Source organism: Steroidobacter gossypii (assembly GCF_016801985.1).
GTDB lineage: Bacteria > Pseudomonadota > Gammaproteobacteria > Steroidobacterales > Steroidobacteraceae > Steroidobacter > Steroidobacter gossypii.
Map to the genome: position 1 here is coordinate 1,140,217 of NZ_JAEVLS010000001.1, position 16,441 is coordinate 1,156,657.

Consider the following 16,441-nt stretch of genomic DNA (forward strand, 5'->3'; position numbering starts at 1 on the left):
CGCAAAAATCGGAGGCGCAGACTTACACGTCATCGCCGACGAATCAAGCACGATGACCGCCGGGCGACATTAGTTCTGTGCATCGCGGATGCAGCGACGCTATAGCGGGAATTCACGCCCTGCGGCGAATCGAATCGGTGGCCTTCAAGTCCTGCGCTGTCTATTAGGCGCGCTTATCACTTCTTCGACGAGATTGATTTCACGTGGTCGCAAGCTCACTCATTCGACGATTTTGATCAGCTGTCCGGGCTGCGGCTCCTTGTTCGGGTACAGGTCGTTGAGCAGGCGTAACTGCTCTTCGGCGTACTCGGGCAAGGGTGATTTTTTCGCCAGGTCGGCGATGCGCGTGGTCTCAGTCGCGCGAATCGTCTTGATCTTGTAGGGCTCGGCCAGCGCGAACTCGTTTTGCTTGAGCCGACGGAAGGTTTTTACCGTCGACATGAACAGCGGATCGGCCTTCGGCGTGCCGGTGGACGCCTTGCTCGCGCCGGCAAAAATGTAAGCAAGGTTGTTGTGATAGATCACGACGTAGCGGGTCGGCATCATTCCGAACGGCGTGCTGGCCGCGCGCACGACCGCGGTGTAACCCTGCAATCCGTTCACTTCGATGGGTTCGGATTGGCTGGCGCTCGAGCGAGCCAGCAGGCGCGACAGGAATTCACGCGGGCCGGTGTTCGGCGGCGGCGCCTGCGTCTGCATTTGCAGGACACTGTCTTTCTGCGGCGAAATCGCGATCACGCGGTCCGCCTGGTTCTCCACGTTCCAGCCAGTCGGGAACACCACCGTGAGCCCAAGGTCGGCGTGATAGAAGCGATTGCCTTTGAGCACGCCTTGCGAGCGGCTCGGGCCCATCGGCAGACCTTCGATGACCTTCAGATATTTTTCGCGGCCGGGATCGAGATTGTCGGTCGGACCGCCCTTGAGCTTGTCCGCCGCTTTCACCACTTCGGTGAGACGCTGATCGTTGTCCGGGTGAGTCGCGAACACCCCGTGATAGACGCGCGGTTCGCGCTTCTCTTCGCGGGCGCGGGCGATCTCGAACATTTCCTGGTTCTTCAGCAGCCGCACCACGTCGATCATGCTCTCCGACGAGTAGCCGGTCTTGGTCAGATACTCGGCGCCGAGGCGATCGGCTTCGAGTTCTTGGTCGCGACCATAGCCGCTGACCAGCGCCGCGCCGGCGTAATTGGCCAGACCGGCCAGATCGGCGCTGCCCGTGAAAATGCCGACCGCGGCCGCGCCGATGTTCGACAGCGTGGATTTGCTCTGCTGGCGCACCGGATGGCGCGCGGTGATGTGGCCGATCTCATGCCCCAGCACGGCGGCCAGCTCGGCCTCCGAGTTGAGGTAATTCATGATGCCGCGGGTGATATAGACGTAGCCGCCGCCGGTGGTGAACGCGTTGATGTCCTCGCTGTCGAGGACCATGAAGTGATACTCGAGATCGGGCCGGTGGCTGGCCTTGGCGGCGCGCTGCCCGACCTCGTTCACATACGCCTGCAGCTGCTGGTCCTCATAGGGACCGCCGAACTGCTGCACGATCAGCGGATGAACTTCCTTCGACTTCTTGATCTCGCCCGCCTCGCTCTGGAAGACCAGATCGGGGCTCCCGGTCACGGGATTGGAAGCGCAGCCGCCAAGCAGGGCGGCCGTGCTGCCTGCGGTGAGGGCCATCAACAATGCGGCGCGAAGAGTCTTGTTCAGCGGCATGGCGGCGTCCGTCTCGGCAACGGCAGGGGACGCCATTGCACTCTATAGATCTATGAGGATGCAAATCGTCGCGAGTTCGCTCGTGGATTCCCTGGCGTTCGGTCTGCCAGCGCAAAGACAAAGGGGCGCCCCGGCGGAAGACCGGAGCGCCCCTTCTCGTGTAGAGCCCTGCTGCTGAACCCGTGCTTAACGCCGACTGCCACTAAGGCGGCGCTGCGCGGGCCGCACTTGGGGGTTGCTCTTGGAGGTTGCACTGGGGGGCTGCCTTTGGGGGCAGCCCGAAGTCGCCTGTTAGCGGGCGTACTTCTTGCGGAACTTGTCGACGCGACCGCCGGTATCGACGATCTTCTGCTTGCCCGTATAGAACGGATGGCAGTTGGAGCAGACTTCGATCTGCAGGTCATGACCCAGCGTGGAGCGGGTAACGAACGAATTACCGCAGCTGCAGACCACGTTGATCTCTTTGTACTCGGGATGGATGCCGTCTTTCATGGGACTGTATCTGTGGGCGTGCCGGGCGGAAAAAAGGGGCGCAGTGTAGCGGCCGATCCGGAGCCTCGCAAGAAAAAAACTTTCGCCTCCAGGGGGCTCAATGGATTCGTAGGTACTTGACTGCGGTTATCCACAAAGCCTGTGGATAAGTGTGTGGATGACTGACCGCGATGGCAAGCCCGAAGCTTGCAGAAATATGACGCTGTCAAATTGCTCAATTTTTCACCAGGGCATTTCTACCTGCGCAATCAATAGGTTACGAGGCGCTCCTGATATATCGCATGTAATTTTGTCATCAACGTGGGAGCAAACCAACAGCGCTTCAGGTGTGTGCATAACCCCGCGGGCCGAGGGCCTAAGGATTCGGTTTTCAAAGAAAATTTGGTCTGACAGAGCGGGTCGTCGGCGAGTGCCGGATGCAGTTATTCGGCGTCTCGCCACGGTCGGATTCGGCCTACGCCCCGGCGCCCTCGGGCTCCGGCAAGAACATCTCCTGGAGATCGTTCAGGAAGCGCTGTCCGTTCGGCGTCGCGCGCCAGTGATGGGGACGATCGAGCTCGAACAGCCCCTTGCGTTGAGCTTCGGCGACGGTACGACTCACGGTTGCGAACGGCAAACCGGTGCGTGATTCGAACTCGTGCTCGTCGAAGCCGTCGATGAGCCGCAAGCTGTTCAGCATGAACTCGAACGGCACGTCCGCCGCGGGCACCACCCGTCGCTCACTCACTCGCAGATCTGCGGCACGGGACATGTACTCGCGAGGTTGCTTCACGCGCGTCGTTCGCACGATGACCTCGCCTTCGTCGAGTCGACTCAGCTTGCCGTGCGCACCCGCGCCGATGCCGATGTAATCGCCGAACTCCCAATAATTGAGATTGTGGCGACTGCGCCGGCCCGGCCGCGCGTAAGCCGAGACTTCGTATTGCTCGTAGCCGCGCGCGGCGAGCACTTCCTGACACTCGATCTGCATCTGCCAGCAGTCGTCCGGATCCGGTAGCGGCGGAGGGCGGTGATAGAACACGGTTCCTGGCTCCAGAGTGAGCTGGTATTGCGAGATGTGCGCCGGCTGAAGGGAGAGGGCCGCCTCCAGATCGAGCAGCGCCTGTGCGACGTTCTGCGCAGGCAGGCCGTACATGAGATCCAGGTTGAAATTGTCGAGGCCCGCCTGCCGCAACTCCTCCACGGCGCGCTCGATGTCGCGAGCGCCGTGGATGCGGCCGAGCAAACGCAGCTGCTCTTCGTTGAAGGTCTGCGCGCCGAGCGACACGCGATTGATGCCGGCGTCGCGATAGCCCGCGAAGCGGCCGTGCTCGATGGTGCCGGGATTCGCCTCCAGCGTGATCTCGATGCCAGAGTCGAAGGGAATCTGCCGGCGCACCGCCTCGAGCAATCGACCGATCTGTTCGGGAGCGAACAAGCTCGGCGTGCCGCCGCCGAAGAAGATCGAAGTAAGCTCGCGACCTTGCACCGCCGACAGATCGTTTTGCAGATCCTCGAGCAGCGCATCGATGTACTGAGCCTGTGGAACGAGCTCGGGCGCGGCGTGCGAGTTGAAGTCGCAGTATGGGCACTTGCGCACGCACCAAGGCATGTGCACGTACAACGACAACGGCGGCAAAGTCATGGACATATAAAACTCCGGATCGGGCATCCTGCCACGACCGTCGTGCGAGTCGGCAAAAGGCGCGGCCTTTGCCTATCGCCGCCACCTGCGGCGGCGGGGTACGTCCATGTACCCGGGTGGCGGCTCAACTGCGATACGACTCGCGTAACTGTGCGACCAGCCCGCGCAGCGCTTTGCCGCGATGGCTCAGAAGATTCTTTTCGGCGGCCGGCAGCTCCGCCACAGTCACCGCACGATCGGCCAGCTCGAAGATCGGGTCATAGCCGAAGCCGCCCGTGCCGCGAGGCGCGGTAGTGATGCGACCTTCCCAACTCGCCTGACAGATAAGCGGTGACGGATCGTGCGAGGAGCGCATGAACGCCAGCGCGCATTGATAGCGCGCGGTGCGCTCTGCAGGCGATTTGCCGTCGAGCGCCCCCAGCAACTTGCGCAGGTTGTCCTCGTCGCTCGCGCCTTCGCCGGCGTAGCGCGCCGAATAAATGCCGGGAGCGCCGTCGAGCGCGTCCACCTCCAGACCGGAATCGTCGGCGATCGCCGGCAGACCCGAAGCTGCGGCCGCATGTCGCGCCTTCAAGATGGCGTTCTCGACGAAACTCAGGCCGGTCTCTTCGACACTCACCGTAGTGAACTGCGACTGCGGCAGCACTTCGAACGCCGGCGCTGGCAGCAGCTCGCGCAGCTCCTTCAGTTTTCCGGCGTTGCCGGTGGCAATTACCAAACGCATGGCCAGCCGCCTGGTCAGTCCGCGCTCAGGGCTTCGAGCTGGCGCGCGAGCAACTGGCCACAGCCGTTCGCGGCGAGATTCAACAGCTCGTCGAGCTCGTCGCGCCGGAACGCATGACCCTCGGCGGTGCCCTGCACTTCGATGAAGCCGCCGCCGTTGTTCATGACGATATTCATATCGGTTTCGGCCTCCGAGTCTTCGGCGTAGTCGAGATCCAGCACCGGGATGCCCGACCAGATGCCCACCGATACCGCGGCCACCTGGCCGTGCACGGGGCTATCACGCAGAGCGCCTTTGCGCACCAGTGCGTTCACCGCGTCCACCAGGGCCACATAGCCGCCCGTGATCGATGCGGTGCGCGTGCCGCCGTCGGCTTGCAACACGTCGCAATCGACCGTGATCGTGCGTTCGCCCAACGCTTTTAGATCGATGACGGCGCGCAAGGCGCGACCGATGAGACGCTGAATTTCCAGCGTGCGACCGCCTTGTTTTCCCGTCGCCGCCTCACGCTTGTTACGCGTATGAGTGGCGCGCGGAAGCATGCCGTACTCGGCGGTGACCCAACCCCGGCCGGTGTTGCGCAGGAAAGAAGGGATGGATTCTTCGACACTCGCGGTACACAGCACGCGCGTTTCGCCGAACTCGATCAGGACCGAGCCTTCGGCATGCTTGGTAAAACGACGAGTAATGCGGATCGGCCGCAGCTCGTCCGGAGCGCGGCCACTGGGCCTGGGTTTCATCGGTATACCTTGAGTTGATACGACTGCAGCGTATCGCAAGTCGTCCTGGAGCGTTCGGCCAGCCGTTACGTCCCTGTACCGGTATGACGGGTCAATTGCTCAGGTAGCGCATGACCGCGGCGGTCGAATTATCGCTGAAAGGCGACGACGCCTGCACGGCGCGCCGGCCCAGGGCTTCCAGCCAGGCCCGCAGCTGCTGGGTGTCGTCGCGGAAGAACTGCGCGATGTCCGAGTCGCGCAAGTTGGCCCATATGCCGTCGGTACACAACAGGATCACGTCGCCCGGCTGCAGCGCATGTCGACCGCTGATGGTCATCTCCGGGATGGCCGGATCGCCGCCCAGGCAGCACTCGACGAAGTTGCGCATGGGGTGGTTGGGCAGTTCTTCCTCGGTGATCTTGCCCTCCCGCAACAGCAGCTCGACGTGGCTGTGATCGCGGGTGCGCACCAGCATCTTGCCGTTACGGATGTGATAGATACGGCTGTCGCCGACGTGCGCCCAATACGCCGCGCCCTCCTGAACGAGGCACACGGCGATGGTCGCGCGGGGCCGCGCGTCGATGCTCTGACCATTGCCGAGGCGGGCCACTTCGTCGTGCGCGCGGCTCAACGCCAGATGCAGGAACCCGATGGGATCGAACATTGGCAAGGGCGTTTGTGAAAAGGAATCGAGCAGGCTTTTCAACGCCGTATCCGCGGCGCGACTGCCATCGGAATGACCGCCCATGCCGTCGATGACGACGAGCAACGCCGCCTTGTCGGTGGCAGCGACAGTCACACGGTCCTGGTTGTCCTCACGATCCCCGATCAGACTTAAATCTGCATGCTCGATCCGCAAGCGCGGGCTCCGGCCGGTCGGCTCTTCAGCTGTTACACTTGCCCCTTTCAAGGCGACGCTTTATAGCACCGCGTCACTCACCGTGTAAGACAGCGTTTGCCTTAATCTTCTTCCAGGCACGAAATAATGATCCGCAGCATGACAGGTTTCGCCCGGCGCGAGTGCCAGGGCCCATGGGGTACGCTGGTGTGCGAGGTGCGCACCGTGAACCATCGCTACCTCGAGACCTCGCTGCGCCTGCCGGACGAGCTCAAGGCGCTGGACAACGACGTGCGCCAGACCATCGCGGCCGCACTGCGCCGGGGCAAAGTGGACGCCAATCTCTACTTGAAGTCCGCCGCCGGCATACAGCGCTCGCTGGAGCTGGACTCGCAGCTGCTGGAAGAATTGATTGCGCGCGTCGATCAGGTGCGCGGCCAATTGAAGTATCCCGCCCCCGTCAGCCCAGTCGAGCTGTTGCGCTGGCCCGGCGTGGTGCGTGAGGCGGAAATCGACATCAAGCCGGTGCTCGCCGCCGCGTTGGAGCTGGTGCAGGAAGCACTGAACGAGTTGAACGAGACGCGCCTGCGCGAAGGGCAACGCATTCGCGAGTTGCTGCTCGCGCGGTGCACGACGATGCGCACGCAGGTCCAAGCCGTGCGCGCGCGCCTGCCCGAAGTCTCGCGTCGCATGCGTGATCGCATCGTCGAGCGTATTGCTCAGCTCGGCACCACGCCGGATCCCGAGCGGCTCGAACAGGAGCTGGTGCTGTACACCCACAAGATGGATGTGGACGAAGAGCTGGATCGGCTCGGCGCCCACCTGGATGAAGTGACCAGCGTGCTGAGCTCCGCCGAACCTGCCGGCCGTCGCCTCGACTTCCTGATGCAGGAGTTGAATCGCGAAGCCAACACCTTGTCCTCGAAGTCGCAGGATAGCGAGACCACGCGCGCGGCGGTCGACATGAAAGTCGCGATCGAGCAGATGCGCGAACAGGTACAGAACGTCGAATAGAAGTGACTGTTGACTAATGGCTACTGACTGGTCAGAGAGATGACGGCCGTCCGAGGAAAGTTGTTTGTAATTGCCGCGCCGTCGGGCGCGGGCAAGACTACGTTGGTGCGTGCGTTGATGACGCGCGTGCCGTCGCTGCGGTTTTCGATCTCTTATACGACTCGCAAGCCGCGGCCGAACGAGCAGCACGGTCGCGATTATTTCTTCGTCGATCACGCCGAGTTCGAGCGCATGGTCGAGGCCGGTGAGTTTCTCGAGCATGCGCGCGTGTTCGACAATTACTACGGCACCTCGAAGCCGCAAGTCGAAGGCATGCTCCGCGGCGGCGACAATGTGCTGTTGGAAATCGATTGGCAGGGCGCGCAACAGATTCGCCGCGGCATGCCCGAATGCCAGACGATTTTCATTCTGCCGCCTTCGCGCGAAGCACTGGAACAACGCTTGCGCGGCCGTCAGACCGACAACGACGAAGTGATCGCGCGCCGTTTGCGCGACTCGATCGCGGATATGTCACATTGGAGCGAGTTCGACTATGTCGTGGTGAACGACGATTTCGAACGCGCCACCACCGAGCTCGAGACCATTGTCGCAGGCTCCGGCGCTGCGCTCAAACGCGACCGATCCGAGCTACAAACGTTGATCCGCCGCCTGTTGGGTTGAGCCCACGATTATTTTTTTCTCGAGCGGCGGTGCGCTGAACTTGCCGGCGTGCCCACGGACAAAGCTTTTGACCTGCCGCGGACGAGCGGCCCGTCATCGGCCAGTAAACGGCCAGTAAGTGGCTAGTAATCAAGGATCATTCATATGCGATTCAGAACTCTTCAGCTCAGCACCGCCGCTGCCACCACTGCGCTGTGTGCGCTGCTGGTAACCGCAAGTGCTTCCGGCGCAGAAGCCGAGCGTCCCCGCACCATCAGCGTCTCCGGTCAAGGCGAGATCCAGGCCGAGCCGGATCGCGCGCTGGTGACATTGGGCGTGGAAGCGCGCAAGCCGAAGATGGAAGAGGCGCGCGCCGAAGTTGCCAAAACGGTCGAAGCAGTACTGAAGCTCACGCGTGACATGAAGATCGAGCAGAAGTTCGTGCGCACCACGCGTGTGAACATTCAGCCCGAGTACAACTGGGACAACAACGCCCGTGAGCGCAACCTGATCGGCTACTACGTGTCGCGCCAGATCGAGATCGAGCTGCGCGATCTCGACAAGCTCGGCCAGCTGCTGGAGAAGTCGTTCGATCTGGGCGTGAACCAGGTCGGCGATCCGCGCCTGGATTCCAGCAAGCGTCGTGACCTGGAGCGTGAAGCTCTGGCGAAAGCCGTGGCCGACGCCAGGCTGAATGCCGAAGCGGTGGCCAAGGCCGCCGGCGCCCGCCTGGGTCCGCCGCGCACGATTTCGGCCAGCTCCGGCTTCGTGCCGCCGCCGATGCCGATGATGAAGACGCAGATGATGCGCGCCGAAGCGGCCTCGGATGCCGCAGGTTCGTATCAGAGCGGCCAGATGGGATTCAACGGCACCGTGCAGGTCGAGTACGATTTGATCCCGAACAGCACGCCGTAACTTCAGCCCGCTGGGAGGGCTCATTCGAATGAATTGCCGCTCTCACGGAACCACGCGCAGCGCTGCTCTCGCGGCAGCGCTGCTCTTCATACAGATCGCCGTACCGGGCGCCAGCCAGGCCATCGAGGCGCCGAAGCAAGCCCCGCCGCCCGCGCCACCACCGGAAGCGCCGGCAGTGACGATCGTCCCCACCGACGAGACCCAGTTCCAGCAGGTGCTGCAGCGGGTGACCAGCTTCCGCAATCTGAAAGGCCTGAATGTCAGCGAGCAGATCATCGATCAACTCTCGCGCGGTGAAGCCGATCAGGCGGTCGCTGCACTGAGCCCGCTCGCGGCTCAAGGTAACCGGCAAGCAGACATTGCGCTCGTGCGCATTCAGCACTGGTGCAACAGTGTGTCCTCGGGGCGTAATGCGGATTGGAAATCCCAGCTCCCGCAGGTAGGCAAACAATTTCCGCCAGAACGCGCGCCGCGCGTGGCGGGAGTGCTGAAAGCCGATGCGGAATTCAAGGCGCGGGCGCGGGGCAATTGCGCCAAGGCTCGGTTCGATTTCGGCGCGATCGAATCACGCCTGCGCACCGCCGCCGATGCTGGCGACCCTGCCAGCGCCACCGAACTGGCGCCGTTCCTGCGCGATGCGGCCAAGCGCGAAGCTTTGCTCCAGGACGCGATCAGCAAGAATTACGCACCGGCCATGTATGCGGCGGCCAGCAATCTGCTGATTGCCGTTCAGCGCGGCGAAACCACCGAGAACGTCAGCAAGATTCGCGAGCTGCTCAAAAGCGCGGGCCGTTCGATTCCCAAGGCGAAAGTCGATCTCGCGAATTGCATGTCGTTGGGTTGCGATGGCCATCCCGCCGATTCGCGCACCGCTCAGGTATTCGGTCTGGACGCCGCGCGCGACGGCGAGCCGACGGCATTCCTGTCGATGGTCCGCATGCCCTGGGGCCGGCAGATTCCGCGCGCCCAGTTGCTGGCGTGGCAGTACTTCGGCAATCGGCTCAACGAAGCCGGCTGCATGGGAGATCAGTACATCGTCACGGCGTTGGGCTTCTCCCAAAGCATCCCGGCGCTGATCAAAACCGCGACTCCGCAAATGCAGGACGCGGCCATCGAGCAAGCCGATGCCTTATGGAAGGAGCATGGCGCCCGCGCGAAGCGGGAAAACGGGTGTCCCGCTACAGCGGGCGATTAGGCAGCGACGCGATCGACCAGCAGCACCGTCCCGTCGACGCCGGTGACGCGCGCTTTGGCGCCCGGCGGAAGGTTGGGCCCGCGGATCGGCCATTCGCGATTGCCCAGGCGAATGCGACCCGAACCGTTCTGCAGGCCCTGCTCCAGCACCACCACCTGGCCGATATGACTATGGCCGGAGCGATGGCTGGCGAGCGGGCTGTTCAATTCCCGCTGCCTCTGGACGTAGCGTCGCCAGAAGTACAGGCCGAACACGGTGCTGGCAAAAAGAACGAACCAGGTCATGAACGTTTCAAGGGTTGACGTTGAGATCAAGAATCGACCCGAAGCCCGCAGACTTTACGGATCGGTAGGGCCGGCCGCCACGCCCGATCCATAAGATGTGAAACATCTTCGAATTCCGGCGAATCAGCCGGCGCGCTGTGAGGGAAAGCCCTGGCGGCGTTTCAGATGGACCAGCAAAAGTGAAATCGCCGCTGGCGTCACTCCCGGCACCCGCGCCGCGCGGCCCACCGTATCCGGTCGGGCTTCCTGCAGGCGCTGCCGAACTTCCATCGACAGGCCGCGAACCTGCGCATAGTCGATGTTGTCTGGCAGACGGGTATCTTCGTGGCGCCGCTGCCTTTCGATTTCGTCCTGCTGGCGATCGATATAACCGGTGTACTTGGCCTGCACTTCCACCTGCAGCTGAACCTGCTCGGCGAGGCGTTCATCCACATCGGCGGCGCTCATCCAATCCGGCAAGCCGACCTGCTCGATGGAGGCCAGCGCTGCATACGAGACTTCCGGCCGGCGCAGCAGATCGAAGCCATGCGCCTCGCGCGTCAGCGTCGTGCCCAGCAACTCGACCGAGCGCGCTTCGGAGAGGTGATGGGGGCGAACGATTGCGCGATCCAGGCGCGCGACCTCGGCGTTGATGGCTTCACGCTTGGCATTGAAGAACGCCCAACGCTCGTCGCTGACCAGTCCCAGCTCGCGGCCCTTCTCGGTGAGGCGCAGATCGGCGTTGTCCTCTCGCAGCAGCAGCCGATATTCAGCACGGCTGGTGAACATGCGGTACGGCTCGCTAGTGCCACGAGTGATCAAGTCATCTACGAGCACGCCGATGTACGCTTCGTCGCGACGGGGCGTCCAGGCCGGACGCTCTTGCGTCAGCAACGCCGCGTTGAGACCGGCAAGCAGACCTTGCGCGGCGGCTTCTTCATAGCCCGTGGTGCCATTGATCTGTCCCGCGAAGAACAAGCCGCCGATGAACTTTGTTTCCAGGCTGTAACGCAGGTCGCGCGGATCGAAGTAGTCGTACTCGATCGCATAGCCCGGCCGCGTGATGTGCGCGTTTTCGAAACCCTTGATGGAGCGCACCAGCTCCAGCTGCACGTCGAAAGGCAGGCTGGTGGAAATGCCGTTGGGATAGATCTCGTGCGTGGTGAGCCCTTCGGGCTCGATGAAAATCTGATGCGACGTCTTGTCGGCGAAGCGATGAATCTTGTCTTCCACCGACGGGCAGTAACGCGGCCCCACGCCTTCGATGACGCCCGTGTACATGGGCGAGCGATCGCACCCGGCGCGAATGATCTCGTGCGTGCGCTCGTTGGTCGCGGTGATGTGGCAGTTCACCTGGCGGGGATGATCGCTACGCCGGCCCAAATATGAGAACACCGGCGCCGGCTCATCGCCCGGCTGCACGAGCAGGCCTTCGTAGTTGATGGTGCGGCCGTCGATGCGCGGCGGCGTGCCCGTCTTCAATCTGCCGACACGGAATGGCAAAGCGCGCAATCGTTCGGCCAATCGATTCGACGGCGGGTCGCCCGCGCGGCCGCCCTGATAGTTGGTCAGCCCGACGTGGATCTTTCCAGCGAGGAAGGTGCCGACGGTGAGCACGACGGCGCGCGCGCGAAACTCGATGCCGGTCTGAGTCACAACGCCGTGCACGCGCTCGGCATCGACGATCAGATCGGCCACTTCCTGTTGAAACAGCGTCAGATTCGGCTGGTTTTCCAGCATCGAGCGGATCGCCTGCTTGTAGAGCACGCGATCGGCCTGGGCTCGGGTGGCCCGCACCGCCGGGCCTTTGCTGGCGTTCAGAGTGCGAAACTGAATACCGCCGCGATCGGCCGCCTGCGCCATGGCGCCGCCCAGGGCATCGATCTCCTTGACCAGATGACCTTTGCCGATGCCGCCGATGGCGGGATTGCAGCTCATCTGCCCCAGCGTTTCGATGCTCTGGGTCAGCAACAGCGTGCGCACGCCCATCCGGGCCGAGGCCAGCGCAGCCTCGGTGCCGGCATGACCGCCGCCCACCACGATGACATCGAAATCTTGTGGAAAACGCATGGGAGTAGGGCTTGTATGCGCCCGGCCCGTGACAAAAGGAGCGCTAGTTTAGTGGAACCGGCCGCTTACTTCATGGCTGCCGCACGCGTTTCAAGAGCGACAGGGCCATCCCAACCAACAGCGCGACGCCGAGCACCAGCACTGCCCATAAAACCACTACTTTGACCGGCGTCTGTTTGGGTAATGGCTTGAGCGCGGTAGCCCCGCCCAGATTGACCACCGGGCCGGTATAGCCGGGCTCGATCATGCGTCCCCGGTCGGCAGCACTCACGTCGGCGAGCAACTGATCGCATGCCGCCGGTTTGGCCAGCTCGGCGCGCCGGCTGCCGAATGCCAGGGTAAACGGGCCGTCGCCCCGGGCGAGAAACCGCACCCTGGCCGGGCGATAGCCCAGCTCCAGACTGCTGTCGGCATAGACCTGCGGATCTTTCAGAATCTGCACGCGCCAGTAACGATCATGAACAGGCTGGATTCGCGCCGGCGGACTTTCCCGGCGCACGGTGTCCGAGACGATGACATAGCTTTCACCGGTCCAACGCGTCCGCCAGGGCGATGTTTCATCGGGCCGGCTCTGCAGGACGACGCTGGCGGTGCTGTTCTCCTGACTGAGTCGCACGCGTGCGAAGGTCACCGGCGCGACGTGCTCGGCGTCGAACATCAATTCGTCGCCTTGCTTGGCCGGCAGCCGAGTCGCGGTGAACCAGATCGGCTCGAACTCGAGTGGCTGCGATACCTCCTCGGCTGTTACCGAATTCACGGTCAACGGCGGACCGTTATCCACTCGTTGCACGCGCAGATACTCATACTCGCGTAGCGGCAGGTTGATGCGCTCACGACGCAACTCCCTTCCTTCCTGCTGGGCCAGCAACAACGTGCTCTCCGGGACGACGGTGCGCCATTGATCGAGGTCGTCGCTGGCTTCGATCCGCACCTTCACCGCGGAGACGCCGTCCGGGCTGCTCCAATCGAAACGAATCGAGCGCAACGGCTGAGTGTCGCGTGCATCGATGATATGGATCAGGCCGCTCACGACTTCAGGGGCGGGCGGCGAAGACTCCTGCACATCCACTCGCGTTCCCGACGATGTTTCCACATTTACGTGCGTGCTCTCGGTGTACACCTGATCGCGACCGCGCAGGACGAACACGGACAGTCCTCGTTCGACCACTTCCGAAGCGGCGTTCTCTGGCGCCGGGCAAATCGCATGCGGCACGGGCACGCCATCTGCATTGAAGACACGCAAGTCGCCGAGGTCCGCGCGAGTGACCTGTCGATAGACGATATCGGGCAACTCCGTTTCGATCATCGGTTGCGTGTTGGAGGCTTGCACGGACATGCCCTGGGCGTAGTCGTTCTTGCTGGGCGGCGCCGCGCCGACACTCGTTACAAGCAGACAGCTCAGGGAAACAAACAGCCAGCGCACACTCATAGTCCGTTCCAGAATCCGGTTGCAAGCCTTCATCACTCCGCCACCTGCGCGGTGATTTTCTTCGGCGGCAGTGGCGCGAGATATCCCGTCACCAATAGCAGCACTCCGACGGTCAGGAAGGAGGTGATGCGTGCGATCGTGCCGATGTTGGACAGATCGACCAGCAACAACTTGGCGACTACGACGATCATCAGTGCGGCGCCGACCAGCCACACATATCGCCACCGCTGCCGCGCGGCCAGGGTCATCGCGGTGAAGCCCAACAGTCCCCAGAAGATGGACAGCGACGCCTGCACGAGCGTCGAGTGATACATGCCATGCCACGTGACGGGCGCGCCGAAGTTGTGATGCAGAGTGCGAATGAGCGCGGCGTTGAGCCAGATGAAGACGATGCCTGCCACTGCCGCGATCAGCGCACGAGGATCGAAGCGCCATGCCGTGGCGCGCTGCTGATCGGTGAGAGCGCTCCACCACATGGCCAGCGCCGCCAGACACAGCGCGACGCTGATATCGAGCGGATTCAGCAAGGGCATATAAGGAATCCAGGTCGAGTCGCCGGTGCTGGTCAGGTTCATGTAGACGACCCAGAGACCCACCGCGACGATCAGCGGAAGCGCCCCAAACAATCGGTACGCATGCTCGCGCACCGCCAATGGCCAGTGCGGGCTCAGTTGCCGACGACCGAACCATGCAACCATCAAGGCGGGCACGACGCCCCAGGGCAGTTGCGGCCATACGCCGGTCGTGCGCTCGCCGACCTGGTAGCTTGCTTCCCACGCGATGATCAAAGTGAGCACCCAGCTTGCGCCCACATGGAACCAGTCGAGCCCGTGCATGGCGCGCCTTTCGCCAAGGCGCAGCACCCAGAAGTGAGCGCTGAACAGCAGCAGCCAGCCGACTGCGCCCCACTGAACGAACGGATGCGCGAAGTTGATCGCACCGGTCAAAGCAAACAAGGCGCACACCGCCGGCAAGTAAGTCGCAATCACCAGCGGCAGTCGCCATTCGCGCTTCAGGCTCAGTAGCGCCAGCAGAGCAGCCGTCAGCGCCACGAAGCTCAATGACACACCATAGGTCGCCGTAAGAACAAACCGGTCGATCTCACGCAAGCCACCAATCAACCACCACATGACACCCCAGAGGGTGAACACGACGTCGGCGCCGGTTTCGTACTGCGCCCGCTGCGCCTGGTTGCGGAACAACCAGTAGCCGCTGCAGAGGCCCGAGATGCTCAGCATCAGGGTGCCAAGACAGGCGCTGTTCAAGATCGGCAGATCGTCCTGATGACCGTACAAGCCGATCAAGCATCCGATGCCCGCTGCAATCTGCAGCAGCGCACCGAACGCTCGCGCCAGCTTTCTTTGCTGCCGCACGCCGATCCATAACAATCCAGCGCCTTCCACCGCCCACATCGCGGCGGTGACGCGAGAATCGAATGCCAGCGGAATGGCGAGACTGCCGAAGATCACACCCAGCGCGGCGAATGCCTCCACCACCAAGCGGAAGCTCTCGCGACCGGTTCGATGTAGCACCGCGCCGAGGGCCAGATAGAACACACCGAAAGCAAGGGCGCTCCACGCCATCGCATATTCGATCGGCGCGACCATCGATGCATGCAACGTTAAAGCGACCACGGGCAAGCCGAACACCAGCGAGCCCGATAGATAGCCTTTTAAATCCGGCGGCTGGCGCACGCAGTTCAGAATCGATACGCCGACATACATCAGGAAGAACAGGATCAGGAAGGCGTCGGCCGCGATCCGATCGGCGCTTTCATAGCCGGTGGCGCGCCACAAGCCGGTGATGGTGAACGTGAACACGAAACCCAGCACGTTCAACACTCGCCAGGTGCGGAACCACGCCACTGCGAACACGCCGAGATTGAGCACGGCGTAGTAAGTGAACAGAGCGATGTAGTTGCCGCTGCCGGTTGAAACCATGATGGGCGCAAGGAAGCCGCCCGCCGTGCCGATGACGGCCAGCGACAACGCGTTCTGACCTACGGCGAGGATGGCCGCAGCCAATGCGATAACCACCAGCAAACCAAAGGCGAGGCCGGTGGGTAGCAGATCGAATCGAGTTGCGGCGAATACCGTGAGATACAGTCCGGCGATGCCACCGCCTTGCAGCAGTTGCGCATAGACGGCGCGTTTGTCCCTCAGGCGCCAGCCGATGAACAGTAGCGCCAACGCGCCCGAAGCGATGCCAACGAAGCGCAGCTCGATCGGAAACAAGCTGTTGTCGGCTGCGTACTTGGCGAGGAAGGTGGCGCCGAAGAACAGAATCACGATGCCGATGCGCGCCAGCGGGTTGCCGCGCTTGAGCCAGCTCATGAACTCGCCGGCGATTCGATCGAACGCGGTCGGTTGCGGGGGCGCTGCCGGTCGTGGAGGCGGCGGTGGAATAGCGGCGCTGCGGTCCGGCATCTCTGCTGCAACGGAAGCGGCGCGATCTTCCCTCGGTGGAGCCGCAGGAGCGGGCTTCACAACTGCGGGCTCGGGCGGCGGCGGCGCGGCGGCTTCTGTTGGAGCCGGCGGCGTCCGCTCGAGTTCTGCTGGTGCTTTCGGAGCCTTGGTGTCGCGCAAGTCGTGCGCGAGACGCAATGACTGCAATTGCTCCTGCAACGACTGCACCCGCCCGCGCAAGTGAAACACTTGAGCGAACAGAAAGCCGAACATGGCGCCAAACAGAAGGCCTTCGCCGCCCGATTCGAGCGCCGCGCCGAGCACGCCGAACACGAACACCAGGATGACGGTCAAGGCCTTGGATGAAGCTTGGAATGAGGCTTGTTGTCCCGGCTCCATGCACG

At 62.9% G+C, this 16,441-nt stretch carries 14 protein-coding genes; 4 read left to right on the forward strand and 10 right to left on the reverse strand.

Going from position 1 to position 16,441, the window contains the following annotated elements; all coding sequences use genetic code 11:
• Positions 1-219: 219 nt before the first annotated feature.
• The 6 genes from JM946_RS04890 to JM946_RS04915 all read right to left on the reverse strand — a co-directional run bounded on the left by JM946_RS04890 (position 220) and on the right by JM946_RS04915 (position 6,179).
• Entirely contained in the window at positions 220-1,746 is a 1,527-nt protein-coding gene (locus JM946_RS04890; RefSeq protein ID WP_203166010.1) for a M48 family metalloprotease, read from the reverse strand.
• A gap of 255 nt (positions 1,747-2,001) precedes the next feature.
• Complete coding sequence (rpmE, locus tag JM946_RS04895) at positions 2,002-2,202, reverse strand: 50S ribosomal protein L31 (RefSeq protein WP_129641557.1); 201 nt, start codon at positions 2,200-2,202, stop codon at positions 2,002-2,004.
• Positions 2,203-2,656: 454 nt separating this feature from the next.
• Entirely contained in the window at positions 2,657-3,832 is a 1,176-nt protein-coding gene (hemW, locus tag JM946_RS04900; RefSeq protein ID WP_230979447.1) for a radical SAM family heme chaperone HemW, read from the reverse strand.
• Between the two features lie 118 nt (positions 3,833-3,950).
• Positions 3,951-4,550 (reverse strand): RdgB/HAM1 family non-canonical purine NTP pyrophosphatase, encoded by a 600-nt coding sequence (rdgB, locus tag JM946_RS04905; RefSeq protein ID WP_203166011.1) that lies wholly within the window; start codon positions 4,548-4,550, stop codon positions 3,951-3,953.
• A 14-nt stretch (positions 4,551-4,564) separates the two neighbouring features.
• A complete protein-coding gene (gene rph / locus JM946_RS04910; protein WP_203166012.1) occupies positions 4,565-5,290 on the reverse strand; it encodes a ribonuclease PH in 726 nt (241 codons plus the stop codon).
• Between the two features lie 91 nt (positions 5,291-5,381).
• Entirely contained in the window at positions 5,382-6,179 is a 798-nt protein-coding gene (locus tag JM946_RS04915; RefSeq protein WP_322110895.1) for a PP2C family protein-serine/threonine phosphatase, read from the reverse strand.
• A gap of 87 nt (positions 6,180-6,266) precedes the next feature.
• Between JM946_RS04915 and JM946_RS04920 the strand changes: the two genes are divergently transcribed.
• The 4 genes from JM946_RS04920 (at position 6,267) to JM946_RS04935 (ending at position 9,870) form a co-directional block, all read left to right on the forward strand.
• Positions 6,267-7,121 carry a YicC/YloC family endoribonuclease gene (locus JM946_RS04920; protein ID WP_203166014.1) on the forward strand — a complete coding sequence of 285 codons (855 nt, stop codon included), beginning with the start codon at positions 6,267-6,269 and terminating at the stop codon, positions 7,119-7,121.
• 39 nt (positions 7,122-7,160) lie between these two features.
• A complete protein-coding gene (gmk, locus tag JM946_RS04925) occupies positions 7,161-7,781 on the forward strand; it encodes a guanylate kinase (protein WP_203166015.1) in 621 nt (206 codons plus the stop codon).
• A gap of 144 nt (positions 7,782-7,925) precedes the next feature.
• On the forward strand, positions 7,926-8,675 hold the full coding sequence (locus JM946_RS04930; RefSeq protein WP_203166016.1) for an SIMPL domain-containing protein: 750 nt from the start codon (positions 7,926-7,928) through the stop codon (positions 8,673-8,675).
• 28 nt (positions 8,676-8,703) lie between these two features.
• Complete coding sequence (locus tag JM946_RS04935) at positions 8,704-9,870, forward strand: hypothetical protein (RefSeq protein ID WP_203166017.1); 1,167 nt, start codon at positions 8,704-8,706, stop codon at positions 9,868-9,870.
• On the opposite strand, the gene JM946_RS04940 is transcribed toward JM946_RS04935, so the two are convergent.
• The 4 genes from JM946_RS04940 to JM946_RS04955 form a co-directional block, all read right to left on the reverse strand.
• Positions 9,867-10,154, reverse strand: coding sequence for an NfeD family protein (locus JM946_RS04940; RefSeq protein ID WP_203166018.1), 288 nt, complete (start codon positions 10,152-10,154; stop codon positions 9,867-9,869). The genes JM946_RS04935 and JM946_RS04940 overlap by 4 nt on opposite strands.
• Positions 10,155-10,277: 123 nt before the next feature.
• Entirely contained in the window at positions 10,278-12,203 is a 1,926-nt protein-coding gene (gene mnmG / locus JM946_RS04945; RefSeq protein WP_203166019.1) for a tRNA uridine-5-carboxymethylaminomethyl(34) synthesis enzyme MnmG, read from the reverse strand.
• Between the two features lie 70 nt (positions 12,204-12,273).
• Positions 12,274-13,632 carry a DUF3999 family protein gene (locus JM946_RS04950; protein ID WP_203166020.1) on the reverse strand — a complete coding sequence of 453 codons (1,359 nt, stop codon included), beginning with the start codon at positions 13,630-13,632 and terminating at the stop codon, positions 12,274-12,276.
• Positions 13,633-13,664: 32 nt separating this feature from the next.
• A complete protein-coding gene (locus tag JM946_RS04955; protein WP_203166021.1) occupies positions 13,665-16,436 on the reverse strand; it encodes a DUF2339 domain-containing protein in 2,772 nt (923 codons plus the stop codon).
• Between the last annotated feature and the right edge of the window lie 5 nt (positions 16,437-16,441).

Bases quoted from the DNA above. Each gene is read 5' to 3' on its own strand.
- JM946_RS04890 (WP_203166010.1), bottom strand. From the start codon at position 1,746: ATGGCGTCCCCTGCCGTTGCCGAGACGGACGCCGCCATGCCGCTGAAC.
- rpmE (WP_129641557.1), bottom strand. From the start codon at position 2,202: ATGAAAGACGGCATCCATCCCGAGTACAAAGAGATCAACGTGGTCTGC.
- hemW (WP_230979447.1), bottom strand. From the start codon at position 3,832: ATGTCCATGACTTTGCCGCCGTTGTCGTTGTACGTGCACATGCCTTGG.
- rdgB (WP_203166011.1), bottom strand. From the start codon at position 4,550: ATGCGTTTGGTAATTGCCACCGGCAACGCCGGAAAACTGAAGGAGCTG.
- rph (WP_203166012.1), bottom strand. From the start codon at position 5,290: ATGAAACCCAGGCCCAGTGGCCGCGCTCCGGACGAGCTGCGGCCGATC.
- JM946_RS04920 (WP_203166014.1), top strand. From the start codon at position 6,267: ATGACAGGTTTCGCCCGGCGCGAGTGCCAGGGCCCATGGGGTACGCTG.
- gmk (WP_203166015.1), top strand. From the start codon at position 7,161: ATGACGGCCGTCCGAGGAAAGTTGTTTGTAATTGCCGCGCCGTCGGGC.
- JM946_RS04930 (WP_203166016.1), top strand. From the start codon at position 7,926: ATGCGATTCAGAACTCTTCAGCTCAGCACCGCCGCTGCCACCACTGCG.
- JM946_RS04935 (WP_203166017.1), top strand. From the start codon at position 8,704: ATGAATTGCCGCTCTCACGGAACCACGCGCAGCGCTGCTCTCGCGGCA.
- JM946_RS04940 (WP_203166018.1), bottom strand. From the start codon at position 10,154: ATGACCTGGTTCGTTCTTTTTGCCAGCACCGTGTTCGGCCTGTACTTC.
- mnmG (WP_203166019.1), bottom strand. From the start codon at position 12,203: ATGCGTTTTCCACAAGATTTCGATGTCATCGTGGTGGGCGGCGGTCAT.
- JM946_RS04950 (WP_203166020.1), bottom strand. From the start codon at position 13,632: ATGAGTGTGCGCTGGCTGTTTGTTTCCCTGAGCTGTCTGCTTGTAACG.
- JM946_RS04955 (WP_203166021.1), bottom strand. From the start codon at position 16,436: ATGGAGCCGGGACAACAAGCCTCATTCCAAGCTTCATCCAAGGCCTTG.